The organism is Dyella sp. OK004 (genome assembly GCF_900114495.1).
GTDB lineage: Bacteria > Pseudomonadota > Gammaproteobacteria > Xanthomonadales > Rhodanobacteraceae > Dyella_D.
Window position 1 is genome coordinate 226719 of record NZ_FOZI01000003.1, and the last position, 25241, is coordinate 251959.

Consider the following 25241-nt stretch of genomic DNA (forward strand, 5'->3'; position numbering starts at 1 on the left):
TCATTCCGGCGAAGGCCGGAGGCGTTTTTTAACAGCGAAGCTGGTCATCCAGTGGCGTTATCGCTCGGTTGTCGCGTCTGCGTGCCCTGGCTCGCCTGCGGCGGGCTTTCGAACCGCTGCCGCGGTCCGAGTCACTTTCTCTTTGCTGGCCCAAAGAGAAAGTAACCAAAGAGAAATGGCCTGAAGAGCAGGCAGTGTGCTTTGTAGCTCCGCCTTTTCCAGTGTCAGGCGTTGGGACGGCGTTCTTCCGTGCCGGATTGTCACCTCCTCACCAAAAAAGCTCTTGCTCCCTCCCCTGCTTGCAGGGGAGGGTTGGGGAGGGGTAATGGGTGCTCGGGATAACGCTGCTATCGGCAACAGGTAAGAGCGCACCTTGTGCGCGAATCATGCACGCGGGCGATTCCGACGAGCGATCACCCACAGAGTGGGCTCCTACCGTTCAATCCACATCCGCACTCACTGCCACCCGTTCGCGCCAATGCGGTATGGCCGGCCAATGCGTGGCTGAGGTGCCGGTGCTTGCCAGCAATCGACTGACTGCGCGCCGTTCCAGGTGGGGTGCAAATAGTCCGATGAATTCGAGGGTGTATTCGCGCAGGACGCTTTCGCGCCTGAGTACGATCCAGGTAGTGCAGGGTGGGAATAGGTGGTCGGCGGAGAGTGCTCGCAGGTCGGCGCTGTCGGCTGGAAGCAATGCCATTTCCGCGAGGATGCCGACGCCGAGGCCGGCGCGGACGTAGGTTTTGATCAGGTCGGCGTCGCTGGCCGTCATGGCGATCTGCGGGTGCAGGTTGGCGGCGTGGAAGGCGCGGCTGAGCGATGAAGTCGCCTTGAGTGAGGAGTCGTAGCTGATCAGGGGTTGGGCGGCGAGTTCGTCCAGCCTGGGTGGGCGGCCGAGGTTGGCGAGTGGGTGTTGCTGGGGAGCAAGCACCACGCGGTTCCAGCGATAGGCTGGCAGGGCGATGCCGGTGGCGGGTGGTGTGGCGCCGGCGGTGCTGACGATGGCCAGGTCGACGTGGCCGCCTTCCAGCAAGCCCATCACTTCCGCATCGGCGGACGGTTGCAGGTGCACGCTGACTTGCGGGTACTGGCGGCTGAGCGCGGCGACGGCCGCAGGTAGTGCGAAGCGTGCCTGGGTATGGGTGGTGGCGATGCGCAGGCTGCCGCGCGATTCGTTGCGCAGGTTGGCGGCGATGGAGCGGATGTTGGTGGCTTCGGCCAGGATGGCGCGGGCGCGTTCCAGTACATGGCTGCCGGCGTGGGTGATCGAATCCAGGCTGCGGCCTTTGCGGTGGAACAGCTGGAAGCCGAGTTCATCCTCGAGCTGCTTGAGCAGCTTGCTGAGTCCAGGCTGGGTGGCGTGTACGCGTTCGGCGGCGAGGGTGATGTTAAGGCCGGCGTCGGCGATGGCGACGAGATAGCGCAATTGAGTCAGGGTCATGCGAAAGCATCCGTGGGCGGGCGTGAGTAGTGGTCAGGCTCGGGTCCGCGGCAGGGGTACATCGCATGTTGGCATGTGCCTGGAAGAACGGGTTCATCGCCAGCAGGCCGGCCTTGGTCTGGAGCAGGGCCGGAGTTGCACGCAGGGCGATGATCGTTTCAGTAGGCATGATTTAGACGTCTATACATCCATTTAATGATCGCGTCAACGATGGCGCGGGAATTCGTTGCATTTTGCGATGGGGTACATAACCCGGCGGCATATGGGGCAGGGCATAAATCATTTGCGCGACCCATGGGGGCTGCCTAGCGTGGAGATGGCCGCCTTAAAGGCATATACCCGTTGGAGTCCGCCCGTCCATGAAGCTGTATCCCTTGTTCGCCGATCTCGCCGCACGGTCTGTGCTGGTGGTTGGCGGTGGCGCGGTCGGTGAGCGCAAGGCGGCTGCGCTGCTGGAGGCCGGTGCGTCGGTTGTCGTCGGTGCGATATCGGCTTCGCCCGCGCTGCGCGCCTTGGCCGCTGCCGGCCGCATCGTTCTAAGGGAGGGCCATTTTGAGGAGCACTGGCTGGACGAGGCATGGCTGGTGATCGCCGCCACCGGGGATACCGATCTCAATCGGCGTATCGCAACGCTGGGCGAACAGCGCCGTTTGTTCGTCAATGTGGTGGACGATGCAGCGCTGTCCAGTTTCCATGTACCGGCCATAGTGGATCGCTCGCCGGTGACGGTGGCGATTTCCAGCGGCGGTGATGCACCGGTGCTTGCGCGTCTGCTGCGCGAGCGGCTGGAAACACTGCTCGATCCCGCATTGGGATCGCTGGCCACGCTGGCGTCCCGCCTGCGCAAGCGCATCCGCGAACAGTTACCGGATCTTCGCGCCAGACGCGCTTACTACGAACGGCTGTTTACTGGGCCGGTGCTGCAGTTTCTGCGGCGCGGACAGCCCGCACTGGCCGAGGCCGAAGCGGAGCATGTGCTGGCGACGAACGCGACCGATGTCAACGGTTCAGTAGTGCTGGTGGGGGCTGGGCCGGGCGATCCGGGTCTGCTTACCTTGCGCGGCCTGCGCGCCTTGAACGAGGCGGACGTGATCCTGCATGACCGGCTGGTCAGTCCGGAGGTGCTTGCGTTGGCGCGCCGCGATGCCGAGCGCATCGAAGTCGGCAAGCAGGCCGGCAATCATCACGCGACACAAGAGCATATCCATGCGTTGATGCTCGAACACGCAAAGGCAGGCCGGCGCGTGATACGCCTCAAGGGCGGCGACCCGTTCGTGTTCGGGCGCGGCGGCGAGGAACTGGAATTCTTGCGTGCGCATGGCATTGCTTATGAAGTCGTGCCCGGCATCACTGCCGCGCTCGCTTGCGCGGCCTATGCCGGCATTCCCTTGACCCATCGCGAGCATGCGCAGTCGGTGCGTTTCGTGACCGCACATTGCCGGGGTTCACACGACACGCTGGATTGGGCGGCGTTGGCGCAGGAGCGGCAGACGCTGGCGGTCTATATGGGCGTCAGCGAGTTGGGCGTACTGCAGCAGCAGTTGCTGGAGCACGGACGCGCGGCGGCGACGCCGTTTGCCCTGGTCGAGAACGGATCGCGAAGGGAGCAGCGCGTGGTGACGGGGACGCTCGCGCATCTGGCGGAGCGCGCAGAGGCCCATCAGGTACGTTCGCCAGCTTTGCTGATTCTGGGTGAAGTGGCGGCGCTGGCTTCGTCGCTGGCCTGGTTTGGCGAGCCGCCGCTGGAAGACGCCGCGGATAGTCGCCGTCTTCACCGTGAGCCGGTGAGGCTACGTCCCTTGGCGGGGGTGACGGCGCGCCGCGCCTGACAAACAATCCGTTTACCGGCGCAGGCGCACTATCGCCCGCGCCCATTTTCTTCTGGTATCCCCCTTCCGGTTCCCTGGAGCGACCCATGATCTACAACAGCATTCTCGACACCATCGGCAACACCCCCATCGTCAAGCTGCATCGCCTGGCGCCGAAGCATGTCGAGCTTTACGTGAAAGTAGAGGCTTTCAATCCCGCCGGCTCGGTGAAGGATCGTCTTGCGCTGGCGATCATCCTGGATGCCGAACGCCGCGGCACGCTCAAGCCCGGCCAGACCGTGGTCGAGGCGACCTCCGGTAATACCGGTGTGGCGCTGGCGGCGGTGTGCGCGGCGCGCGGCTATCCCTTCGTGGCGGTGATGACCGAGACCTTTTCTATCGAGCGCCGCAAACTGATCCGCGCGTACGGCGGCAAAGTGTTGTTGACGCCTGCAGCGGAGCGCGGCAGCGGCATGGTGCGCAAGGCGGCCGAACTGGCCGAAAAGAATGGCTGGTTCCTCGCGCGGCAGTTCGAGAACCCGGCGAATCCCGAATACCACCGCAACACCACGGCCCCGGAAATCCTGCGCGACTTCGCCGGCCGCCGGCTCGATTACTTCGTCACGGGTTGGGGCACCGGCGGCACCCTGACCGGTGTGGGTGAAGTGCTGAAAGTGGCGCGTCCAGAGGTGAAGATCATCGCCAGCGAGCCGGCCGGCGCCGCGCTGCTCTCCGGCAAGGAATGGCAGCCGCACAAGATCCAGGGCTGGACGCCGGACTTCGTGCCCGCCGTGCTCAATCGCAAGGTGGCTGACGAGATCCTGCCGGTCGATGATGTGGTGGCGCGCGATACCTCGCGTGCACTGGCGCAGAAGGAAGGCATCTTCGTCGGCATTTCGGCTGGCGCGACGCTGGCGGCCGCTTTGCAGGTGGCGAAGGATGCTGAGCAAGGCTCGGTATTGTTGGCGATGCTGCCCGATACCGGTGAGCGTTATCTGTCCACCTTCTTGTTCGAAGGGGTTAACGAAGGGTCGGACGAGGTGGAGTGACGGGCGGCACTTTCATAAGGAATCGATGGGCACTGGATCCTGGTGCGTACGAATACCAGATGCATCATCCCGGTCTGCACCGGGATGATGCCGTAGCAAAGCTGCTGCGCAACGAAGATTGCCCTGGACCTATCTGCCCCTATGCGGCAGGGCTTCCCATTCGGTGATCAGCTTCCGGCCTACGGTGGCCAGCGCGTCGATAGCCGGCAGCAACTCGCGCCCCAGAGGCGTCAATGTGTATTCGGCCGAAGGCGGTGAGGTGCGCAGCAGCTTTCGCGTCACCAGGCCCCGGGATTCCAGTTCGCGCAGGCGTGCGCTCAATACGCGGGCGGAAATCTTCGGCATGTCATGACGCAGTTCGCCGAAGCGGCGGGCTTCGCCGCTCAACTGCCAAACCACGTTGGGTGCCCACGCGCCGCGCAGCAGGCTCAGTACCTCGCTGAGCGGGCAGGCGGGTGGTGGCGCGACTTTGCTCTTGCGTACAGGCAGGCCCATAAACGTTGATCCGATGTGAAACCGGTAACTCACCGGTTACTGCATTTTACGGGTTACCCATGGTTAGGTGGTATCCAAGAGTAACCATGCATGGCTAGCATGTCGGAGCTTTCCGTCCATCCCTCACCTGGAGCATTGCCATGAAGCTTTATTACGCCGCGGGCGCGTGTTCGTTGTCGCCACATATCGTTGCACTGGAGGCCGGTATCCCGGTCGAACTGGAGAAGGTGGATAACAAGACCAAGCGCACCGCCAGCGATCAGGATTACTGGCAGATCAACCCGAAGGGTTACGTGCCGGCCTTGGCGCTCGATAACGGCGAGCTGCTGACGGAGGGGCCGGCCATCGTGCAATACCTCGCCGACTTGAAGCCGGAAAGCGCGCTTGCCCCGGCGAATGGCACGTCGGCGCGTTACCGCCTGCAGGAGATGCTTGGCTATATCAACTCCGAATTGCACAAGAGCTATTCGCCGTTGTTCAAGCCAGAAACGCCCGACGTGGTGCGCGAAGAGCGCAAGGAATACCTGCGTAAGCGCTACCGCCTGCTGGAGCAGCGCCTGGCCAAGCATCCGTGGCTGATAGGCGATCACTTCACAGTGGCCGATGCCTACCTGTTCACCGTGACCAACTGGGCCAAGCATGTTGCACTCGATCTTTCCGAGTTCCCGGCACTGCTGGATTTTCAGCAGCGCGTCGCCGCGCGCCCCACGGTGCAGGCAGCACTCGAAGCGGAAGGCCTGACCAAGAAGGCAGCGGCCTAAAACAGGAAGGGGCGCCAGTTGTGCGCCCCTTCTTTATTGCAGTGGTGAAACGGCGGCGATCAGATATCGCGCGCCAACGGCTCGGCCAGGCCGATGTAGCCACCCGGTGTGAGCTCCAGCAAACGCTGCTTCGCATCCGCGGGCAGATCGAGCCCGGTGATGAACTGGTGCATGGAATCCTTGGTGATGCCCTGGCCGCGGGTGAGCGCCTTGAGCTGCTCGTACGGCTCCGGCAAACCATAACGACGCATCACGGTCTGCACGGCTTCGGCCAGCACTTCCCAGCTGGCGTCGAGATCGGCGGCAAGACGGTCGGCATTGACGGTCAGCTTGCCCAGGCCTTTTTGCAGCGATTCCAATGCCACCAGCGTGTGACCGAAGGCGGTGCCGAGCGCACGCAGCACGGTGGAGTCGGTGAGATCGCGCTGCCAGCGGCTGATTGGCAACTTCTCGGCGAAGTGGCCGAGCAGGGCATTGGCCAGGCCAAAGTTGCCTTCGGCATTCTCGAAGTCGATCGGGTTGACCTTGTGCGGCATGGTCGAGGAGCCGACTTCACCGGCCTTCAAGGTCTGCTTGAAATAGCCCAGTGAGATATAGCCCCAGATATCGCGCGCCAGATCGATCAGGATGATGTTGGCGCGGCGCACAGCGTCGCAGTATTCGGCCACGCCGTCGTGCGGTTCGATCTGGGTGGTGTAGGGGTTGTAGTCCAGGCCCAGGCTTTCCACGAAGCGCTGCGAGAAAGCGCGCCAGTCCAGCTCCGGATAAGTGATGGCGTGCGCGTTGTAGTTGCCGACCGCGCCATTGATCTTGCCGGGCACTTCCAATGCGGCGAGCTGTTTGCGCTGGCGCTCCAGGCGTGCCACCACGTTGGCGATTTCCTTGCCCAGCGTGCTCGGCGAGGCGGTCTGGCCATGCGTGCGCGAGAGCATCGGCAGCGCGGCGTTGGTGTGGGCGATTTCGCGCAGCTTGGCGATGATGCGGTCGAACGCAGGCAACAGCACCTGTTCGCGCGCGTCGCGCAGCATCAGCGCGTACGAGAGATTGTTGATGTCCTCGCTAGTGCAGGCGAAGTGTACGAACTCTTTGGCCTGGGCCAGTGCGGCGTCGTTGCCGATGCGCTCCTTGATGAAGTACTCCACCGCCTTCACATCGTGATTCGTGGTGGCTTCGATGGCTTTGATGCGTGCACCGTCGTCCACGCTGAAGTTGGCGGCGATGGCCTTGAGCTGGGCTACCTGGGCCGGCGAGAACGCCGGCAGCTCGGCGATGCCGTTGTCGGCGGCGAGCGCCAGCAACCACTCGATTTCCACATGCACGCGGCGATGCATCAGGCCGAACTCGCTGAAGATCGGGCGCAGCGCTTCGGCCTTGCTGGCGTAGCGGCCGTCCAGCGGCGACAGGGCGGTCAGGGCATGGGAGGACATCGAGAGGTGTTCCGGAGCAGGGAAAGCAGGCATTTTACAACAGGCGCCGGGACCCCGCGGCCAGCGTGGCCTTTGGCACGACTCTAACGAAAGCCGGCCTATAGTCGCCGGCAGGTCTCACCATCCAAGGAATCCTGCATGAGCCAGTACCGCATCGAGCACGACAGCATGGGCGAACTGAAAGTCCCGGTCGATGCGCTGTACGGCGCGCAGACCCAGCGCGCCGTCGACAATTTCCCCATTTCCGGCCTGCATTTGCCGCGGCCCTTTATCCGCGCGCTGGGGCTGATCAAGGCGGCGGCGGCGGAGGCCAATCTGGCCCTCGGCTATCTGCGCAAGGGGCAGGCGGCGGCCATCCGCAAGGCCGCGCTGGCGGTGGCCGACGGCCAGTTCGACGACCAGTTTCCCATCGACGTGTTCCAGACCGGCTCCGGCACCAGCACCAATATGAATGCGAACGAGGTGATCGCGCACCTCGCCGCCAAGGCTGGCACCAAGGTGCATCCCAACGATCACGTCAACTACGGGCAAAGCTCGAACGACGTGATTCCCACCGCCATTCACGTCAGCGCCACGCTCACCACCAGCGAGCACTTGCTACCGGCGCTGAAGCATCTGAAGAAAACCATCGAACGTCGCGCGCGCGAACTGAAGAACGCGCCCAAGACCGGCCGCACGCATCTGATGGACGCGATGCCAGTGACGTTCGGTCAGGAGCTGTCCGGCTGGGCGGCGCAGATCGATTCGGCCATCGAGCGCATCGAAGACAGCCTCAAACGGATGCGTCGCCTGCCGCAAGGCGGCACCGCTGTGGGCACGGGTATCAACGCCGATCCGAAGTTCGGCCCGGCCGTGGCGCGCGAACTGAAGAAACTCACCGGTGTGCGCTTCGATTCGGCACCCAACTATTTCGAAGGTATGGCGGGGCAGGATGCGGCGGTGGAGCTATCGGGTCAGCTCAAGGCGCTGGCGGTGGCCTTGATGAAGATCGCCAATGATCTGCGCTGGATGAACTCAGGTCCGCTCGCTGGTCTGGGCGAGATCGAATTGCCCGCGCTGCAGCCCGGCTCGTCGATCATGCCGGGCAAGGTGAATCCGGTGATTCCGGAGGCCACCGCGATGGTGGCGGCGCAGGTAATCGGCAATGACGCGGCGATCACCATCGGCGGCCAGTCGGGCAATTTCCAGCTCAATGTGATGCTGCCGCTGATCGCGCACAACCTGCTGCAGTCCATCGACATCCTTGCCAACGTCAGCCACCTGCTGGCCGACAAGGCGATCGCCGGTTTCAAGGTCAACACGGCGCGGGTGAAGGAAGCGCTGGACAAGAATCCCATCCTGGTCACCGCGCTCAATCCGGTGATCGGTTACGAGAAGGGTGCGGCTACGGCGAAGCAGGCTTATAAGCAACAGCGGCCGATCATGGATGTAGCGCTTGAGACCACGGGTTTGTCGAAGGACGAACTGAAGAAGCTGCTGGACCCGATGGCGCTGACTAAAGGCGGTATCCACGACGCGGGCTGACTGGCATCCCGATGGCAACGGCTGCTTCGTCAGCCGTTGTCGCCGCGCTCAGTGGAATCTGAGAAGGGATCAGGCTTAGCTGTCCTTGCTTTCTTTCTTGCAATCTTCGTCGTCGTCTTCACGAAGGATTCCCGCATAGGGTTTGAAAGCCGGGAGGCTAGCGGCGAGCTGGTCTTGGGCGAGCTGGACACCCTTGAGGTCCTCGCAGATCTTGGCCGCTTCCAGATCGACCTGTTTCGCCTGGGCATCCACCTGCTTGTCGATCTCTTTCGAGTCGCCGCTGGTGACGCTATCGACCGCACCCTTGATCGCCGCACCAGCGACAGCGGCGCCCGCCTTGCCGGTGGCGACACCGTGCTCGCGCACGGCGACCGCGTTCTGCTGGTAGCGCTTCAACAACTCGCGTTGAGTCGCGTCGATGGCGACGGCCTTGTCGTCGATCAGCAGGTCGCCGTTCGCATGAATGACCGCATTCGGTGCGTTGTCGCGATGCAAAGTCACCACGCCATCGCGCACGATAATGTGGCCATCGGCGATGCTGCTGAAGCCCGAGGTGCTGACGTTGAACTGGCTCGAATCATTCCCGCAGCCGGCTACCAGGCCAACCAGGGTAAGTGCGCAAATCAGGCGAGTTGGTGACATCCTGGATACTCCGTGTGTTCAAGGGGCGGGTGATTGTCGCTGTGGCGCTTCGCAGGCTGGATGAGGCTGCTTGCGTGCCTCTGGACTGCGCCATTCCGGATGATCATAAGGAATATCGTTTTCCCAGAACCACGGGTAGCAGGTCGGCCCAAGCACGGCATCGATCAGGTAGGTGTAGATGCCCTCGCCGTTGGAGCTGTTGCTCATGATCAGCACGCAATCGCGCGACTTCTGCAGGCACAGTGCGAGGTTGTTGGTGCCGTCATCGTGACCGGTCTTGACCCACGCCGGCCCCTGCGGTGATTGGTAGACCGCCACCCCAAGGGCATAGGCGAGCTTGATGCCATCGTTGTCGGTGGTCGTGGCCGTATCCAGGGTAGGGAACTGCTGCACCGAACGGATGCGCTGCTCTGGCTTCAGCCACTCGGTATGCGTTTTCGCACTGAGGCCGTCGCCGCGCACCATGCCGGCCAGCAGCTTGGCGTAGTCGTTGATGGTGGTGTCCAACGAACCGGCCGCGCGTACGGATTCTCGCTGCTTGTGGCCCAGCGCTTTGCCGTTCTCGTCGTAACCGATCGCCAGGTTGTCGGCGAAGTCCGTGCGCCAAGTCATGCTGCTGCGGCGCATGCCGAAGCGGTCGAACAGTTGCTTCTGCATCAGCGTGGCAACGTTGATGCCCGCACCGTTCTCCAGCACGAACTGCATCAGGTTGATGCCTTCGCCGGAATAGGCAAAGCGGCTGCCTGGCTCTACGTAGATCTTCAGCTTGCCGTTCGGGTCATAGCCGCTGCCATCCGGCGGCCAGTAGCGGAAGTTGGCGAAGCCGGCGCTATGACTGAGCAGCATGCGCGGTGTGATCTTGCGCCAGCGCGGATCGTCGGCCAGATCGGCGTACTTGGCGTACTCAGGCAGCGGCTTGGGCAATAGGCTCGCGATCGAGGCATCGAGGTCCAGCCGGTGCTGATCGACCAGGGTCATCACGCTGTAGCTGAAGGCGGCCTTGGTAATCGAGGCGGCGTACATCACCGTGTCCGTGGTCAGCGGCAGCTGCTTCTCGACGTCGCGCAAGCCGTAGGCACGCAGGTGCACGATCTTGCCGTCCTCGATCACCGCCAGGGCCAGGCCAGGCACGTGCGCGGCTTGCATCAGGCGGGTGACTTCCTTGTCCAGCGCTTCTCCGCGCAATCGGGCAGGAGTCGCGTCTTCGGCATGAGCGGCGGCGATGAGTAGGCAGCTGCCCAGCAGCAGTTTGCAAGCGGACGAAAACCTACTGGACGAAACCATGGAACCCCCAGGTGCATGGTGGACGGCTAGCGGAACGACACTCGGTTATAGAGCAAGGCCGCGCCGGCGTCCCGCTTCCGTGCGGAGACGCCGGCTGGCACAACGGGGTGTTGCTGGCTGGCAAGTCACCGCGGCTTGCCGGCGGTTGAGCGCCGTCAGGTCCCTGGTCAATCCTTGTCGACGTTTTTGCCGCAGTCGTCGACGTCCTGCTGCGTCATGGTGGCGTAGGGGTGGAACTCCGGCATCGCCGCGGCGAGCTTCTGCTGTGAGGCAAGCAGGTCGGGCATGCGCTTGCAGAGCTTCAGGGCGGCGGCCTTGATCTGCGCGGTCTGCGGCTTGATACGCGCCTCGACTTCCTTGTCGCTCTGGCCGAGGAGGGCTCCCCAGATCGCTTCCTTGGCGGCGGCCATGCCGAGGTTGGCGCCGCTGGCGCCGATATCCATGCCGGCCTCGGCGATGCCGATGATGTGCTGGCGGTAGTCCGCCAACATCGTGTGCTGCTCGGATGTGGCTGGCACCGTCTTGCCGGCGATCACCAGGTCGTTCTGCGGCGTGATGACCGCCTTGGGCAGATTGCTGGTGTCGCGATGATGGCCGTTGTCGAGATGCACGCTGTTGACGTCGATGTCCTTGCTGACCAATTCGCGTTTGGCCTGGTCGATACCCTTTTGCACCTCGGCGCCGATAACCGATGGCGAGGTCTGCTGCTGTACTTCCTTCATCGCGTCGGCCACGCCGCTGGTGGCTCCGGTGTTGGTGTCGGCGTGATTGGGCTGGCCGCAAGCAGTCAGCGATAGGCTGAGAGCCGCAGCCAGCAGGCCGAAGGTGATCGAGCGGTGCTTCATGGAATGCCTCCCTGTCAGTGCTGGATGAGATAGTCGTGGCCGCTACGAAGAGAACCCTGATCAGTTGTCGTCGCGTACCCGGCGGAACCAGATGGCGCCAGCGATCAGGGCGACGCCTGCCGCAACACCGATCCACAAGTTGGGCGAAGCCAGCGCGGTATAGGTATGAGCCGGCGAGATGAGGACCAGCGGGTTATGCGCTTCGCTCAGGTCGGCAGCATTTAGCGAGTAATTGCCGGCGGCGAGATGCGTGCCCGGGAACACACTGAACAGGGAGCGCGCCACGATGTTGATCCAGAACCATGCGGCGGGAAGGTTGAACACCCCCATGATGCCGAACCAGGTCACCATCAGGCCTGCGACCACCGGCACTGCCACGGCCCACAGGAAGGGCTTGCTGCGTGCCCAGGCGGAGCAGAGCATCAGCCAGCCGACAGCCGGCGCGGCCCACAGTGCATAGAGCGGAATCGAGCTGAGCAGCGAACCGATGGCGCGGAAAGGATGGGCCAGCGTGAGCAGCTGCCATACGTTGACGCCGTGCATGGAGAGCACCAGGGAAAAGATCACCAGCTGCACGATGCCGATGACGATACCCACGACGACGGCAATGATCGGGGCCAGGAACACGGCGCTCGCCACTTTCGAAAGGACCGTGCTGGTATTGGAGATCGGCAGTGACTTCCAGAACAGCGCGCTGCGGTCGCGGCGGTCGTCGTACAGCGAGCCGAGGCAGTAGAACAGCACCACGATGCCGGTGACGAAGCTGATCAGGCCCATCGCAGACACCATGACGATGTCCAGGCCTGCGCCGATCTGCTGCATGTCCTTGGCATCGGCGTTGGCGATCAGGTCTTGCAGATTGTTGCCGCCGATATGGAAACCGCCATGCCGGGCGCCAACCACTTCGGCCGCGATGATGGCCATGATGTTGAGGACCAGAAAGACTACGCCGGTAACGATCGGCGCCCACAGGAATCCACCGCGGTTTTCCCAGAACTCGCGCTTGACGAGCCAATAGAAGGTTTTCATGCGTAGGTCCCTTTCATCGTTGCGACGAACAGATCGCTGACTGATGGGCGGCGCACTTCGCCCATGGCCTCCAGCGTCGCGCGGTCCGCGCCGTCGAACAGGAAGATGCTCTTGCCGAACACCTGGCGCTCATCCAGAGGTTTCATCTGGCGGGCGGTATCAGCCTTGTCCGCGCTTACCATCACCTCGGCAAAGCGGTCACCCACGGCCTCCATGTCCGCATCCAGCACGATCTTGCCGTCGCGAATGAACATCAGGTCGGTGAGGATGTGTTCGATCTCTTCCACCTGGTGGGTGGTGACGATGATGGTCTTGTTCTCGTCGAAGTAATCCTCAAGCAGGCTCTGGTAGAACTGCTTGCGATAGAGAATGTCCAGGCCGAGCGTGGGTTCGTCCAGCACCAACAGGCGGGCATCGATGGCCATTACCAGGGCCAGGTGCAGTTGCACGATCATGCCCTTGGACATCTGCTTCACGCGCTGGTTGGGCGTGAGCTTGGTGCGCGCCAGGAAGGCTTCGCATTTGGCGCGGTTGAAGCGCGGGTGCACGTTGGCGACGAAATCGACCGCCTCGCGTACACGGATCCAGCGCGGCAGCACGGCGACGTCGGCGATAAAGCAGACCTGCTCCATCAACTTGTCGCGCTGCGTGCGCGGGTCGAAGCCAAGCACGCTCAGGTGGCCCTGGAAATCGGTCAGGCCCAAGATGGCCTTCAATGCGGTGGTCTTGCCGGCCCCGTTGGGACCGATCAGGCCCACTATGCGGCCGGGCTGGATCTGGAAACTGACGTGATCCAGCGCGGTGGTGTTCTTGTAGCGCTTGTTCAGGCCGCTGGCTGTGACCACCGCGTTCATGACTGGCTCTCCGTTTCACGCATGAGGGTCTTCAGATCCAGGCCGAGGCGTTGTAGCCGGGCGTACAGGGTCGGCCACTCTTCGCGCAGAAACCGTTCGCGCTCGGACTTCAGCAACGCCTCGCGGGCTCCATCGATAACAAACATGCCCAACCCCCTCCTTTTTTCCACTAGTTGGTCGTCGACCAGTTCCTGGTACGCCTTGGACACGGTGAGCGGATTGATTTGGAAATCCGCAGCAACCTGGCGTACTGACGGCAGCGGGTCGCCCTCGTTCAAGGCGCCGTCCAGGATCATCGCCACGACGCGCTCGCGCAGTTGGCGGTAGATCGGGACGCTGTCGTTCCAGGTAATGGTCATACGTTATTCCTTGCTGATACGGCCGAGCGTGGTGCCAAACGAATAGTAGGGCATGGCCAGCTGGGCACCGAGCAGGCTGGCACGGCTGTCGGCGGCGGCGGAGACCGCGAAGCTGGCGATGCTGGCATCGGCCAACAGGGCGGCGGCGCGCAGGTCTTCGGCAGTGGGACGCACTTCAATCGGGGCCAGGTTGATGACCTTCGCACCGTTGATTTCACTGACGGGGACGGCCTTGACGTTGGAGTTGATGGCGAGCAGGCCGGCCGTAGTGAACAGCGCGGCGGCAGTCAGAGCGAGTAGGTTCGGTGCTTTCATGGCGATACTCCTGTAGTGACCTCGTGGACCGGTGTTGTAGTGAACTATAACACCATAGTTGAGCCCGTCAATAGGCGATCCGGAAATTCGCAACATGACTGATGGCCTATACGGCGGCGGGCCTGGCTAGAGACGGCCCTGGCGGCATTGCCATGGGCGGTCCTGCCTTCGATGCGCATCCTGCGCCTGGGGTTTAGTGGCCGGCAGGGCCGCACATCAGCTGTCGCGCATGACAGGCATCACCTCGTCACGGCCGCAACGCGCCGCTTCTGCTTCAATAAGCGGGTTCACTCACAAGGAGCGACTGCATGGATTTCGGCCTGACCGGTCGTGTCGTGGTGATCACCGGCGCCAGCAAAGGCATCGGCCTGGCCTGCGCGGCCGCCTTCGCCCGTGAGGGGGCGATCGTGATCGGTATCTCTCGCTCGTCCGAACATCTGCATACGGCCAAACACGAGCTGCAGGCGCTGGGCCTGCACATCCACGTGGAGCCGGCCGACCTGAGCGACAGTGTGGCGGCGCAGATGGTGATGGAGCGCATTGAAGACGATCACGGCCCGATCGAAGTGCTGGTGAATTGCGCCGGCGCCGCGCGACGGACACCGCCGTCCGAGCTGGATGCGCAGGCAGTGCACGCCGCGATGCAGGCCAAGTACTTCACATACATGCACGCGATCGATCCGGTGATCCGTCGCATGGCGACGCGCGGCAAAGGCGCCATCGTCAACGTGGTGGGGCAGGGTGGACGCCAGGCCAATCCTGTGCACATCGGCGGCGGCGCAGCCAATGCCGCATTGATGCTGGCGTCGGTCGGCTATGCCTCGGCGTATGCCGACAAGGGTGTGCGGGTTAACGTGATCAATCCTGGCATCACTCGCACCGGACGCATGCAGGAAGGGTTGCAGGCCTCCGCACGCGCCAGCGGACGTGCCGTGGAGGAGCTGCTATCCGCACAGGTTGCCAGCATCCCCATGGGACGTGTCGCCGAGCCGGAGGAGGTTGCCAACGTGGCGCTGTTCCTCGCCTCGTCGCTGGCCAGTTACGTGACGGGCGCGGTGATTCCGATGGATGGCGGCAAGACGTCGGTGATCTAAGTTATTCGTCGCGGCTGAAGCAGAAGCCGAAATAGCGGTCGAGCGAGTGATCCGGATGGAACGGGATCAGGCAGCTGCGTTGCTGATTTTCCCAGCGATCCTTTAGCCCATAACCAAGAGTCTTCAGGCTGTGGATGAACTCGCGCTCGGCGGTGATGCGGTAAGGGCAGCACGCGGTGCCCATGTTCTGCACGGTGAAGTACGACGCGCTCATATGGATCGGCACGGAGTTGAGCAGCAAATGACGGGGCGCGCGCGGCAGCTTGCTGAGGAAATCCGCCAGCGTGTAATCGAGGTATTGCAGCGATCCGGCGGCGAACAGAATGTCCGCGCCGCTCGCTTCTTCGGAGCGGTCGGTGAAGTGGAGCCGATGCTGTTCGTCGTTGCTTTCCGCCCAGGCTCTACCAGCGACAGTCACCGCGGGTACGTCATGCACTAGCCAGCGCAGTGCCGCTGGGTAGCGCACATAGCGTTGATAGGCGTAGTAGGCGATGCCGATATGCCCTCCGAGATCGAACACGGAAGTGCTGCCGCTTTCGAAGAAGGTCGACAGCCACAGCATGATGGGATAGTCGTTGAGATAGACGCGCCGCGTGCGTTCCCGATACAGCTCGGCCGAGGGTGGATTGTCATAGCCCGAGGCGCGGGAGGTGGGCACGCTGGACAGGGCCTCCGCAAAGCTTGGGTAGACCCCTCGATACATGTTGTGGGTCAGCGAGGTGTGTGCGAAGAAGCGCCGTCTGTAACTGGCATTGAGGTAATGCCGCACACCGGGCAGCGTGGATACGTGCTCGCGCACGGCGCGCATGGTCGACTGCATGTCCATAGCCCTGTTTCGCTTCGGTTATGGGGCATTTACTACGGCACGACCATGGGCGGCGCCATCCGACACTTGGCGGGCGTGGGCTGACCAGGTGGCATAGGCCTGATGGTTTTCGCATGCTGAGCCGATGCATGCGGCCGGGGATTGCGCTGTTTTTCTGGATAGTCCATCCAGCCCGGCGCGGCTGATCACGCGGGGCCGGCTGCCTAAACTCGAGTCTTCGCCACACGCATACGAGGAGACTGTCATGGCAGACCATTCGATCAAGGGCAAAACCGTACTCATCGCCGGTGGCGCCAAAAATCTCGGCGGGCTGATCGCCCGCGATCTGGCGCAGCAGGGCGCCAAGGCGGTGGCTGTCCACTACAACAGCGCGGGCAGCAAGGCGGACGCTGATGACACGGTTGCCGCGATCCAGGCCACAGGCGCCAAGGCAGTGGCGTTGCAGGCCAACCTGACCACCGCGGGCGCCGTCGAGAAGCTATTCGCGGACGCCGTCGCAGCCGTAGGCCGGCCGGATATCGCCATCAACACGGTCGGCAAGGTGCTCAAGAAGCCGTTTACGGAAATCAGCGAAGCGGAATACGACGAGATGACGGCGGTGAATTCCAAATCCGCGTTCTTCTTTCTGCGCGAGGCTGGCAAGCACCTCAACGACAACGGCAAGATCGTGACCCTGGTGACCTCGCTGCTTGGTGCGTTCACGCCGTTCTATGCCGCCTATGCCGGCACCAAGGCGCCGGTGGAGCACTTCACCCGCGCGGCCGCCAAAGAGTTTGGCGCACGCGGTATTTCCGTGACCGCCGTGGGGCCGGGGCCGATGGATACGCCATTCTTCTACCCGGCCGAGGGCGCGGATGCCGTGGCTTATCACAAGACGGCCGCCGCGCTTTCGCCCTTCAGCAAAACCGGCCTGACCGATATCCAGGACGTGGTGCCGTTCATTCGCCATCTGGTGAGTGATGGCTGGTGGATCACTGGCCAGACCATCCTTATCAATGGCGGCTACACCACCAAGTAGTGGCTTGTTATGGAGGCGGCCGCGAGCTATTCGAGGTCGCGCTCCCATCCACGGAGCACATCGTCATGGACAATCGATTCCAGTCGATCTTCGATGTACAGCAATCGCACTTTCGCAGTGACATCACCAAGTCCTACGAATGGCGCATCGAACAGCTCGATGCCATGGAGCGCATGCTGCAGGAGCGTCGGGACGAATTCTGCGCTGCGCTCTACCAGGACTTCGGCAAGCCAGTGTTCGAGCAACTGTTCGAGATCACGGTGCCGACCGGTGTCATCAAGTACTACCGCGACAATCTGCGGGAGTTGATGGCGCCACAGCCCGTACCGATTCCCAAAGGGTTGGAAGAAACCGGCAATCGCGGCGTGATCCTGAAGGAGCCGTATGGCGTCACGCTGGTGATCGGCCCATTCAATGCACCCATCCTGCTGTTGCTGGATCCCGCGATCGCCGCGCTGGCGGCGGGCAATACGGTGATCCTGAAGCCAGCGAATACCACGCCAGCCACCGCGGCGCTGTTCCAGAAGTATGTGCCGCGGTACTTCAAACCAGAAAATGTGACTGCGGTGACCGGCGGGCGCGAAGAGATTGCCGACTTGCTGAAGCTGCGTTTCGATTTCATCTTCTTCACCGGCAGTTCGGCGGTAGGCAAGGTGGTGATGCGTGCGGCAGCCGAATACCTGACGCCGGTGATCCTCGAGCTTGGCGGGCAGAATCCGACCATCGTCGATGAAACAGCGAATCTGGATATCGCCGCCGACCGCATTGCGTGGGGGCACAACGCCATCTCCGGGCAGTGGTGCATCGCGCCGGGTTACGTCTATGTGCATGAGAGCGTGGCGGAAGCCTTTCTCGAGCGGTTGAAGGCGTCGGTGATCCGGATGTATGGCGCCGACCCGCAACAGAGTCCGGACTTCGCGCGCATGATCAGCGAGCATGACGCCGAGCGCGTGGCCTCTTATATTTTGCCGGAGAAAGTCGTGCTGGGCGGGCGCTCGGACATCAAGGCGCGCTACGTCGAGCCAACCATTCTCTATCCATCCAGCTGGGACGATCCGGCCTTGCAACAGGAAGTGTTTGGCCCAGTGTTGCCAGTGATGCCGTACAGCGACCTGCGCGAAATCGTAGAGATCATGAAGCGCAAGCCGAAATCGCTCGCCGCCTATATCTTCAGCAAGAACCAGGAGCACATCGACTATGTGCTGCACAGCCTGTCTTTCGGTGGCGGCTGCGTGAACCAGACCAACCTGCATTGCTGGATCGACAGCTTGCCGTTTGGTGGGGTGGGGAATAGCGGCATGGGTAAGTACTACGGCAAAGCCGGTTTCGACGCACTGAGCAATACCAAGGCGATGTTGATCGGCAACCCCGATGTCGAGCTCGATGTGTTTCCGCCGTATGCCGGCAAGGACATCGCCAAGAGCTTGAGTGTTTTTTCCTGAGCGGAGCTAGCGGGTATGCACACACTCATGGTGGTGAGCGGCGGACTGTTGTTGCTGGTGACCTTTCTATGGTTTGGCAGCCTATGGGGTAACGATGCCGCTGCACTGGCGCTGGCCGCCAAGGTGTTCGTGCCCGTGTGGCTGGTGGTTTCCCTCGTCAATCTTTGGGTGGGCGTGAGCCATGCCGGTTATAGCGTGCGTGATGAGCTGCCGGTTCTACTGATCGTGTTTGCGATCCCTGCAGCCGTAGCGGCGGTGGCCGCCTGGCACTTTGGTCATTCGTAATGCTGGCGGCAATGAAGTTCCAGGCGGGTACCGCTTGCCGGACTGCACCCTCGGATGTCGTGACGTTCTGGCGTAACGCCGGGCCAGGGCTATGGTTCGCGAAGAACTCGGCCTTTGATCGGCGATTCCGAGAGCGCTTCCTGAGTGCTTACGAGGCCACAGCCGGGCACGCACTGAATGGCTGGCAGGCATCACCCCTTGGGTCACTGGCGTTGCTTCTGTTGACCGATCAGTTTCCCCGCAATGCCTTTCGCGGTACGGCCCGCATGTACGCGACCGATGGCTTGGCGCGTGCTTTTGCCCGCACCGCTCTGGCCAGGAGCTACATGGCCGCCGTCGATCCCGACCTGCGGCTGTTTTTCTGCCTGCCTTTTGCGCACTCGGAAGATGTCGCCGATCAGGCGCTTTCGGTGGCGCTCAATGCGCAACTGGGGCAGCCATGGCTGGCGCATGCCCAGAGTCATCAGGAGATCATCCGGCGCTTCGGCCGCTTTCCCCATCGCAACCCGCTGCTGGGGCGAACAAGCACCCCTGAGGAGCAGGCCTTTCTCGATCAAGGCGGTTTTGCGGGATGATCAGAAGCATGCCGAACAGCCCCTTCGCGCGTGCAACGGTATAAAGAGAAGCCATGGACCGACTCGCCCAGTACCGCCTTTTCATCCAGGTTGCCGAGATGGGCAGCTTTATTCGCGCCGCCAACGCGCTGGAACTGCCGCGTGCCTCGGTGTCCGCTGCTATCCAGCAACTGGAAGCGAGCATGGGTGTGCGGCTGCTACATCGAACCACCCGTCAGGTACGTGTAACAGCGGATGGCGAGCAGCTGCTGGAGCGCGCGCGGCAACTCTTGGCGGAGGCGGAAGACATCGAGCAGATGTTTCTCGCCCATCAGCGCAAGGTGGTCGGGCGCCTCAACGTGGATGCGCCCAGCCGCATCGCCCGGCGGCTTATTGCGCCGGCATTGCCCGGGCTGCTGCGCCGCTACCCGCGCCTGCAATTGATGCTCGGCTCCACCGACCACGCCATCGACCTCGTGCAGGAGGGCGTCGATTGCGCCGTGCGCATCGGCACCTTGCATGACAGCCGGCTGGTGGTGCACCCGCTCGGTCGTATCACCCTGATCAATTGCGCCAGCCCGGCCTACCTCCGCGACAACGGGATACCCGCCACACCGAAGGATCTAGCCAAGGGCCATCACGCCATCGGCTATGCCTCATCCACCAGCGGACGGGAGCTGCCGTGGGAATACATGGCAGCGGATGGCGAACATCTCGACGCCATGCCCAGCCGCGTTGTCGTCAACAATGCAGAGAGCTATATCGCCTGCTGCCTCGCCGGACTGGGGCTGATCCAGATTCCCCGCTACGACGTACAGCATCTGCTCGACGCAGGGCGGTTGGTGGAGGTGATGCCAGACTTCCGCGCAGCGTCGATGCCAGTGTCATTGATCTATTCCCACAGGCGGCAGCGCTCGCACCGACTCAATGCATTCATTGAGTGGTTCGGAGCTTTGATGCGACCGCATCTGGAGTCTTGAGCTGGCCAACAAGAGGCCGTCTGCTTGATCGGCAAGTCCAAGTACGCCGCATACAAGCAGATAGCTTCTACTGATAGCCCCACTTCCACATCAGGTCATTGGCACTGTTCATCAGCGCCCGTCGATAGGCGTCGATGATCATTCGGGCGTCGCTACTGAGCCCGATATCGATGGAACGATCCAGCGCCGCAAAGATCGCGTGCGCTGCCGCCGCATCGTGTTCGAGGTTCGCGTAAACATCACCGTCGGGGCGGAAGTTTCCGCTGACGCAGTGCATCGGTGTTTTAAGCTGCATGGCCGGGCCCTCATGCAGGAAGGTAGTCGCGGATTAGAGCAAGGAGCGCGGGCGGAGTACACATGCCGAATGGTGTATGGGGGGGCGGCCAAGGCGTAGGAATAGGGGCGTAGGGTGATCGTCTCTTGGCAGTTAACGGCCGCTAGGTAACAAGTAGGCAAATTTTTTGCTGTCGAAGCTCACCTGGAATGCTTCGAGCCGGGTGCTGCCTTTGATCTTGACGACATCGAGCGGAAATAGACCTGAGCCCGGGTAGTCGCTCGCGATCGTTACTTCGTACCTGACGTCCTGCATGGCCGCCTTGGTTTGAGGAATCTTGCTGATGTCGGCGAATCCGGTTTTGTGGGCCATCACAATGCTGTAGTCGGCTACCACCGTGCCTTGCCAGATTCCGCCGCTGACAAACAGCCAGCCATAGTCCCCTTGATTACTGAGCTTCACGAAGCTGGCCTTGTTGCAGCCGCAGTAACCGGCGGTGCCGAAGTCCATAGCGTTGTCCAACGCCAGGTAGGTCCAGCCACCCTTAGCGTCGAGCTGGATCTTGAAGGCGCCCATCAAGCCTGGGTCGTTCTGGCTGTAGGCATAGTGGCCGTCATCGCGGATGTCGTACGCATTGGCGGCATAGAAATACAGCTGCTTGCCCTTGGTGCTATCGATTACCTCAGGGGCACTAGGGCGCATGCAATAAGTCGTTGCGTCGCGCTGCTCAGTCGTATGGGCGAAGGTCCAGCAGGCATGCTTGGTGTCGTACTGGCTGCCGTACTGATCGTCCATAACGGCCTTGACGATGGCATTTATGTTGAGAGAAGAGGGGGTGGGAAGCGCGAAAGCGTGGTGGCCGACTAGCAACAGTGGCAGGCCAAAAAAGCCCGCGATAGTCATATTGTTCATGAGCATCTCCTTTGCAAAAAAGTCGCGCGCCTGCGCGGTCCGGCCCAGCCATGCCGGGCTTTCGAAGTTTACATGTCGATGGCGTCCCTATCGTTCGCATCCAGGTGCGGCACACCGTGCTCATAACGCGGCGTGCCGCGGGATGATCACAGGGCGCTAAGGTCGCACCAACGGCTCGTGACCGAGCGACTCGGCGTATTGACTGAGGAAGTAGATCGCGGCGAACAAGCCTTCGGTATGTAACGCACCGAGAGGCCACTGGCCGGGTTCCGTTGGCATGCCATGCGCCTGCGTCTCGCGAAACGTTTCGCTGTTTGCAAGCAGGCAGGAAATCGTATTGATCGCCATGGCGATGCCGGTGTGCTTGGCGGCCAGTCGTTGCCGCGGTTCCTCCGCCGTCTCCTCTAGAAAGAACGGATGGCCGAGGGGATTGGTGGGTTTGTCATCGGGGGGAACCGATGAGCGTGCTCGTGCCGTATGATCGGGCGTAGCCACAATCAACTCTCCAATAGTTGGTTTGGTTAGCGGGTCGTATGGGTTGCCCCCCATGCGGTCCGCGCTTCTTCACTGCATCGCTGCAATGGTCACCAACGTAGCCCTTCGAGAGACGGCGTTGGTGACCGGCCGAACTTAGCAGATGGTGGTGAGTAGGTATGTAGGTGTTTGCCGCCTTGCTATAGCGGCTTTAATGTTCCGGCATGTAACTTGAGCGCTGAGTTTGATCGGTCATAGAAACCCGAATTGTTTCGCGACCACGGTCACTCCTCTGGTTTCAGTTGGCATCGCACCCTTGACGTTTGGCCGAAGATGCGCCGGCGATGGTTGTACGGCGTGCGAGGAGGGCGGCTTGAAACTTGATAGTCATGGCTCCATGCCTTTTCCTACATCAACCAGCACGGAGCATGGCAATGGCGGCTACACCTTCAGAGATTACTCGTGACATTGTGATAGCTATGATTAACCGTCAGAGCAGCAATATCGGAAGTGGCTTGCCCGATGAAGCAGCAGAGACGGTGGTCAAGGTATTTGAGGTCATCCACAAGAAGGTCCTGGAACGCTGGCAGAGTGAATGACGGCCGCTTGACGTCGTTTCAGCTCGCGTTCTAGCCATCATCGAACAAATTCGCCCGGCCGCTGAGCCGGGTGTTTTTGTGAGCACGTCTATGGTTGCTTTGCCGGACTCCATGGTTTGCACATGTCATGGCAACAGCCACGGGCGCGTGCTGGTCGCTGTAGGTCACCCTATCCGCATTCCACTCGTCGCGGATCAACGCGGCGGTGGTCATGTGCGACATGCTGTCCGGCCCGCGGTACGGCGTTTTTTTTGAATACCTCGACTGCAACGTTATTAGGCTCACATCGCTGGCACGGGCAACCACTGATCGCTTGATTTTTAGTCAATTGTTCCCCAGCGACAGTAACCTGACGGACTGCTAAGCCGGCCGGAGTGACGGCTCTGCCCTTTGCACGTCAATTGCCACCAAGCGATTCATGTAGTCGACGGAGGGGCGGAATTTTACGCCAATGCCGGTGGATCGATCCGACAAAAGGGCTTCGTCCGTGATGCTCGAAACGTGAAAGAAGTACTCCTCACTATCACTGGTTCGGATAAATCCAAACTTTCCACTGCTGTGGAACCGCGCAAGGTAGCCCCGCTCCCAGAGATCAAGTTCGCTGTTCTGGATCGAGCTATCCCTCGCGCACTGTTGCGTATGACACGTCTCGTCGATCCAGTTGAGGAGAGCTTCCGCCTTAGCGTAGGGCTGGGTTCCCGGAACCAGCTGGTTTCTAGCCTGGACGGCACTCCTTCTAATCCGTGTCAGCCTATCAAACATTTTTTGATCAGGATTCTGGATCTTTTCAAAATACTCGCGAAGCGATTCTAGCGAATCAATTGCCCGCATCGGCTCCTGATTGTTGGCCGAGGAGTCGGCTTTACGACACCGAATCTGAATTTGCAGATCGACAATTTTTGTTTGAACGCGCTCATGGCAGTTCGTCATGGTTGCAAGGGAGGCAAGGATCTCCTCCGCCCGATCAAATCGGCCTAAGTATAAGCAGCATCGAGCGTATTCAAGTCTGGGTTCGGGATTCTCGGGCAACAGGTTCATAGCGATCTCAAGCTCGCGAGCTGCGTGATCCGCATCGTGCAGATCGCGTAAGAGGAACCCAGCAAACATAGTCCTCGCGTTGGCCGCCTTTGGCTCTGTCTCTATGGCGCGTTCGTAACTGTCGTACGCCTGACTCGCGTTACCAATCAGGGCATTGATCCATCCTTCTACTCGGTAACACTCATAGAAGTCAGGTGAAAGGATCTTCGCCTTCTCGACGAGCTTCAATGACTCCTCGAAATCGCGATCTTTTGCCAGGCTAAGTGCATCGCGCAAATGCTTGGCGATCACCCAGTCACTTCTTCCACGCATATGTATTGTGTATGGGGATAGTGGATTCCGCTTGGCTGCATTGAGCTGCTCTTCGCTTCCACTAATCAGTTTGTTCTTGAGTGAAAGAAGTTTGACCTGCAGCTCTTTTGCAGCAGGGTAGAACTTTGTTAGGTAGGCGCGAGCCAACTGAGATAGCTCATATCGGCTTTCATACGTGTTGCCAAGATGCGAGCTATTCATAAGGAACATATTGGTCCTCATCAGCTCTTGTACGGCTTTCAGAAGCTCGTCCTCATCCATCTCCGTAAGGTAGGAGAGTTCGGCGACCGTATAAGATCCTCCCAAGGCCAATAACGCACGGACGATGCTGCGGGCTTCACTCGATATTTGGTCGAAAACGTTGGAAAGGCAAAATTTCAGGAACATCTTCTCGTCGGCGAGAACTTCCTCAGGTCGGCGTCCCATTTGAACAGCGGAAACGAACCATTTGATGTGGAGCGGATTGTTCCTCATCCGCCGGCAGTAAGCCCCCACCTTGTCATTCGAAGTACTGGCAAGTCGCCCCGTACTTCTGACATCTGCGGTTGCACGAAGCAATTGAATTGCCTCGGCGTCAGTCAAACCCTCCAGCTTGACAGGAAATTCAAAGGCGCCAAGGCCCACTCGAGTGGTGATTAGTATCTTGCTTCCGGCCGGCAAATCTTCGAGCACGTCACGAAGATGATGGTCTAGCACAGTTTCCAGGTTGTCGATGATTAGAAGAATTCTGAAGGTTCTAAGCAGCTCTTTGAGCTCGGCTATCGGGTCATGCGCTTCGCCGCCCAAGAACGCGACTGCGACTTCCATCAGGCCAAGAGACGAATTTATTGCGCCCTTGATTCGCGAGATCTCATTCGCGGTTAATTGAGTTGCCTTCGCCGTCACAAAAATGATCGCTTCGAACGGACAATCCTTCGAATCGAGAATTTCGTACGCAGCCTTCAAGGCGAGCGACGTTTTTCCAAGGCCCCCCTCGCCGACGACAGTAATCACTGGGTAGACGCCCAGGCATGCTCGAACGAGATTTGCGAGCGCCGTCTTTCTTCCTATGAATCCGGTTTCGTCAAAGTCCGGCAGAGGCAAGTTATGCAGTATCTTGGTCGGCTCGTTGTACGCGGGGATCTTGAGCCTTAAAACTTGTTCTGGGCTGCCCTCCAGTTCTGACACCATCTTTTCCAAGTTGGGCCAGAATTGTTTCTCGCGAAGTAGGTTCTCTGCCATTTCCGAAGTACGCGCAAGGTCATCGAACTCCAACGGTCGCGCATGCATGACTCTATTTCTGGTAGCGATGAGCCGCTCAAAGGAGCCATTCAATCCCTTAGCCTGATCATTGAGGCGCTCAGGGAGCACCTTATCGTGGCGTCGCAGCAGAGAGTAAAGGTCTCCAAAATCGGTGAACTCAAGTAGGTCAGCAGGCTTGAGTTCTTCGCCGATTTCCGATGGCTCGAACCCAGAGCGAGCCAGAATCGTATTCAGGAGATCATTTCCAAATAGCTCCCGAGACGATATTGCTGGCGCGGCAAATCGAGCCAGACTGTCACGCATATCGAGTTCGACAGATGAGATGAGTGCGTAAAGCGTAAGACGCGATAGGCTCGCA

The 25241-nt window shown here is 61.0% G+C and carries 26 protein-coding genes; 11 read left to right on the plus strand and 15 right to left on the minus strand.

Features of this window, described 5'->3' with window-relative positions; translation table 11 throughout:
• Positions 1–439: 439 nt before the first annotated feature.
• Positions 440–1441: a LysR substrate-binding domain-containing protein gene (locus BM338_RS13720; protein ID WP_090451556.1), complete on the minus strand. Its 1002-nt coding sequence runs from the start codon at positions 1439–1441 to the stop codon at positions 440–442.
• A 359-nt stretch (positions 1442–1800) separates the two neighbouring features.
• On the opposite strand from BM338_RS13720, the gene cysG reads away from it, so the two are divergent.
• A complete protein-coding gene (gene cysG, locus BM338_RS13725; protein ID WP_090451559.1) occupies positions 1801–3270 on the plus strand; it encodes a siroheme synthase CysG in 1470 nt (489 codons plus the stop codon).
• 86 nt (positions 3271–3356) lie between these two features.
• On the plus strand, positions 3357–4298 hold the full coding sequence (gene cysK / locus BM338_RS13730; RefSeq protein WP_090451561.1) for a cysteine synthase A: 942 nt from the start codon (positions 3357–3359) through the stop codon (positions 4296–4298).
• A gap of 129 nt (positions 4299–4427) precedes the next feature.
• Here cysK and BM338_RS13735 read toward each other — a convergent pair whose 3' ends face one another.
• A complete protein-coding gene (locus tag BM338_RS13735) occupies positions 4428–4793 on the minus strand; it encodes a winged helix-turn-helix transcriptional regulator (RefSeq protein ID WP_090451565.1) in 366 nt (121 codons plus the stop codon).
• A 140-nt stretch (positions 4794–4933) separates the two neighbouring features.
• On the opposite strand from BM338_RS13735, the gene gstA reads away from it, so the two are divergent.
• Entirely contained in the window at positions 4934–5554 is a 621-nt protein-coding gene (gene gstA / locus BM338_RS13740; protein ID WP_090451567.1) for a glutathione transferase GstA, read from the plus strand.
• A 59-nt stretch (positions 5555–5613) separates the two neighbouring features.
• On the opposite strand, the gene purB is transcribed toward gstA, so the two are convergent.
• On the minus strand, positions 5614–6981 hold the full coding sequence (gene purB, locus BM338_RS13745; protein WP_090451569.1) for an adenylosuccinate lyase: 1368 nt from the start codon (positions 6979–6981) through the stop codon (positions 5614–5616).
• Positions 6982–7119: 138 nt separating this feature from the next.
• Between purB and BM338_RS13750 the strand changes: the two genes are divergently transcribed.
• Complete coding sequence (locus BM338_RS13750; RefSeq protein ID WP_090451571.1) at positions 7120–8505, plus strand: class II fumarate hydratase; 1386 nt, start codon at positions 7120–7122, stop codon at positions 8503–8505.
• Between the two features lie 75 nt (positions 8506–8580).
• On the opposite strand, the gene BM338_RS13755 is transcribed toward BM338_RS13750, so the two are convergent.
• The 7 genes from BM338_RS13755 to BM338_RS13785 all read right to left on the minus strand — a co-directional run bounded on the left by BM338_RS13755 (position 8581) and on the right by BM338_RS13785 (position 13833).
• Positions 8581–9147, minus strand: a complete 567-nt coding sequence (locus tag BM338_RS13755) for a YggN family protein (RefSeq protein WP_090451573.1) — start codon at positions 9145–9147, stop codon at positions 8581–8583.
• Positions 9148–9165: 18 nt separating this feature from the next.
• On the minus strand, positions 9166–10431 hold the full coding sequence (locus BM338_RS13760; protein ID WP_090451575.1) for a serine hydrolase domain-containing protein: 1266 nt from the start codon (positions 10429–10431) through the stop codon (positions 9166–9168).
• A gap of 167 nt (positions 10432–10598) precedes the next feature.
• Complete coding sequence (locus BM338_RS13765) at positions 10599–11276, minus strand: YggN family protein (RefSeq protein ID WP_090451577.1); 678 nt, start codon at positions 11274–11276, stop codon at positions 10599–10601.
• Between the two features lie 60 nt (positions 11277–11336).
• The gene (locus BM338_RS13770; protein ID WP_090451579.1) at positions 11337–12305 is read right to left on the minus strand and encodes a hypothetical protein; all 969 of its coding nucleotides are present in this window, start codon (positions 12303–12305) and stop codon (positions 11337–11339) included.
• Complete coding sequence (locus BM338_RS13775; RefSeq protein WP_090451581.1) at positions 12302–13159, minus strand: ABC transporter ATP-binding protein; 858 nt, start codon at positions 13157–13159, stop codon at positions 12302–12304. The genes BM338_RS13770 and BM338_RS13775 overlap by 4 nt, the downstream gene beginning before the upstream one ends.
• On the minus strand, positions 13156–13518 hold the full coding sequence (locus BM338_RS13780; protein ID WP_090451583.1) for a GntR family transcriptional regulator: 363 nt from the start codon (positions 13516–13518) through the stop codon (positions 13156–13158). The genes BM338_RS13775 and BM338_RS13780 overlap by 4 nt, the downstream gene beginning before the upstream one ends.
• A gap of 3 nt (positions 13519–13521) precedes the next feature.
• Complete coding sequence (locus tag BM338_RS13785; protein ID WP_090451585.1) at positions 13522–13833, minus strand: hypothetical protein; 312 nt, start codon at positions 13831–13833, stop codon at positions 13522–13524.
• A 308-nt stretch (positions 13834–14141) separates the two neighbouring features.
• Between BM338_RS13785 and BM338_RS13790 the strand changes: the two genes are divergently transcribed.
• Positions 14142–14927, plus strand: coding sequence for an SDR family NAD(P)-dependent oxidoreductase (locus BM338_RS13790; RefSeq protein WP_090451587.1), 786 nt, complete (start codon positions 14142–14144; stop codon positions 14925–14927).
• Position 14928: 1 nt separating this feature from the next.
• On the opposite strand, the gene BM338_RS13795 is transcribed toward BM338_RS13790, so the two are convergent.
• On the minus strand, positions 14929–15747 hold the full coding sequence (locus BM338_RS13795; RefSeq protein WP_177229347.1) for a TIGR04325 family methyltransferase: 819 nt from the start codon (positions 15745–15747) through the stop codon (positions 14929–14931).
• Positions 15748–15997: 250 nt separating this feature from the next.
• On the opposite strand from BM338_RS13795, the gene BM338_RS13800 reads away from it, so the two are divergent.
• The 5 genes from BM338_RS13800 (at position 15998) to BM338_RS13820 (ending at position 20032) form a co-directional block, all read left to right on the plus strand.
• On the plus strand, positions 15998–16771 hold the full coding sequence (locus BM338_RS13800; protein WP_090451591.1) for an SDR family oxidoreductase: 774 nt from the start codon (positions 15998–16000) through the stop codon (positions 16769–16771).
• Positions 16772–16836: 65 nt separating this feature from the next.
• Positions 16837–18213, plus strand: a complete 1377-nt coding sequence (locus BM338_RS13805; RefSeq protein ID WP_090451594.1) for an aldehyde dehydrogenase family protein — start codon at positions 16837–16839, stop codon at positions 18211–18213.
• 15 nt (positions 18214–18228) lie between these two features.
• Complete coding sequence (locus tag BM338_RS13810) at positions 18229–18498, plus strand: hypothetical protein (protein WP_090451596.1); 270 nt, start codon at positions 18229–18231, stop codon at positions 18496–18498.
• A gap of 11 nt (positions 18499–18509) precedes the next feature.
• Complete coding sequence (locus BM338_RS13815) at positions 18510–19073, plus strand: DUF924 family protein (protein WP_090452538.1); 564 nt, start codon at positions 18510–18512, stop codon at positions 19071–19073.
• Positions 19074–19126: 53 nt separating this feature from the next.
• Positions 19127–20032: a LysR family transcriptional regulator gene (locus tag BM338_RS13820; protein ID WP_090451600.1), complete on the plus strand. Its 906-nt coding sequence runs from the start codon at positions 19127–19129 to the stop codon at positions 20030–20032.
• 67 nt (positions 20033–20099) lie between these two features.
• On the opposite strand, the gene BM338_RS13825 is transcribed toward BM338_RS13820, so the two are convergent.
• From BM338_RS13825 to BM338_RS13835, 3 genes are all read right to left on the minus strand, one after another.
• Entirely contained in the window at positions 20100–20327 is a 228-nt protein-coding gene (locus BM338_RS13825; protein WP_090451602.1) for a hypothetical protein, read from the minus strand.
• A gap of 132 nt (positions 20328–20459) precedes the next feature.
• Positions 20460–21218: a hypothetical protein gene (locus BM338_RS13830; RefSeq protein WP_090451604.1), complete on the minus strand. Its 759-nt coding sequence runs from the start codon at positions 21216–21218 to the stop codon at positions 20460–20462.
• Between the two features lie 156 nt (positions 21219–21374).
• Positions 21375–21713: a hypothetical protein gene (locus tag BM338_RS13835; protein WP_090451606.1), complete on the minus strand. Its 339-nt coding sequence runs from the start codon at positions 21711–21713 to the stop codon at positions 21375–21377.
• 413 nt (positions 21714–22126) lie between these two features.
• Here BM338_RS13835 and BM338_RS21630 point away from each other — a divergent pair, with 413 nt between their 5' ends.
• A complete protein-coding gene (locus BM338_RS21630; protein ID WP_177229348.1) occupies positions 22127–22291 on the plus strand; it encodes a hypothetical protein in 165 nt (54 codons plus the stop codon).
• Positions 22292–22651: 360 nt separating this feature from the next.
• Here the strand turns inward: BM338_RS21630 and BM338_RS13840 are convergent, their stop codons facing one another.
• Positions 22652–25186 (minus strand): tetratricopeptide repeat protein, encoded by a 2535-nt coding sequence (locus BM338_RS13840; protein ID WP_177229349.1) that lies wholly within the window; start codon positions 25184–25186, stop codon positions 22652–22654.
• Positions 25187–25241: the final 55 nt, after the last annotated feature.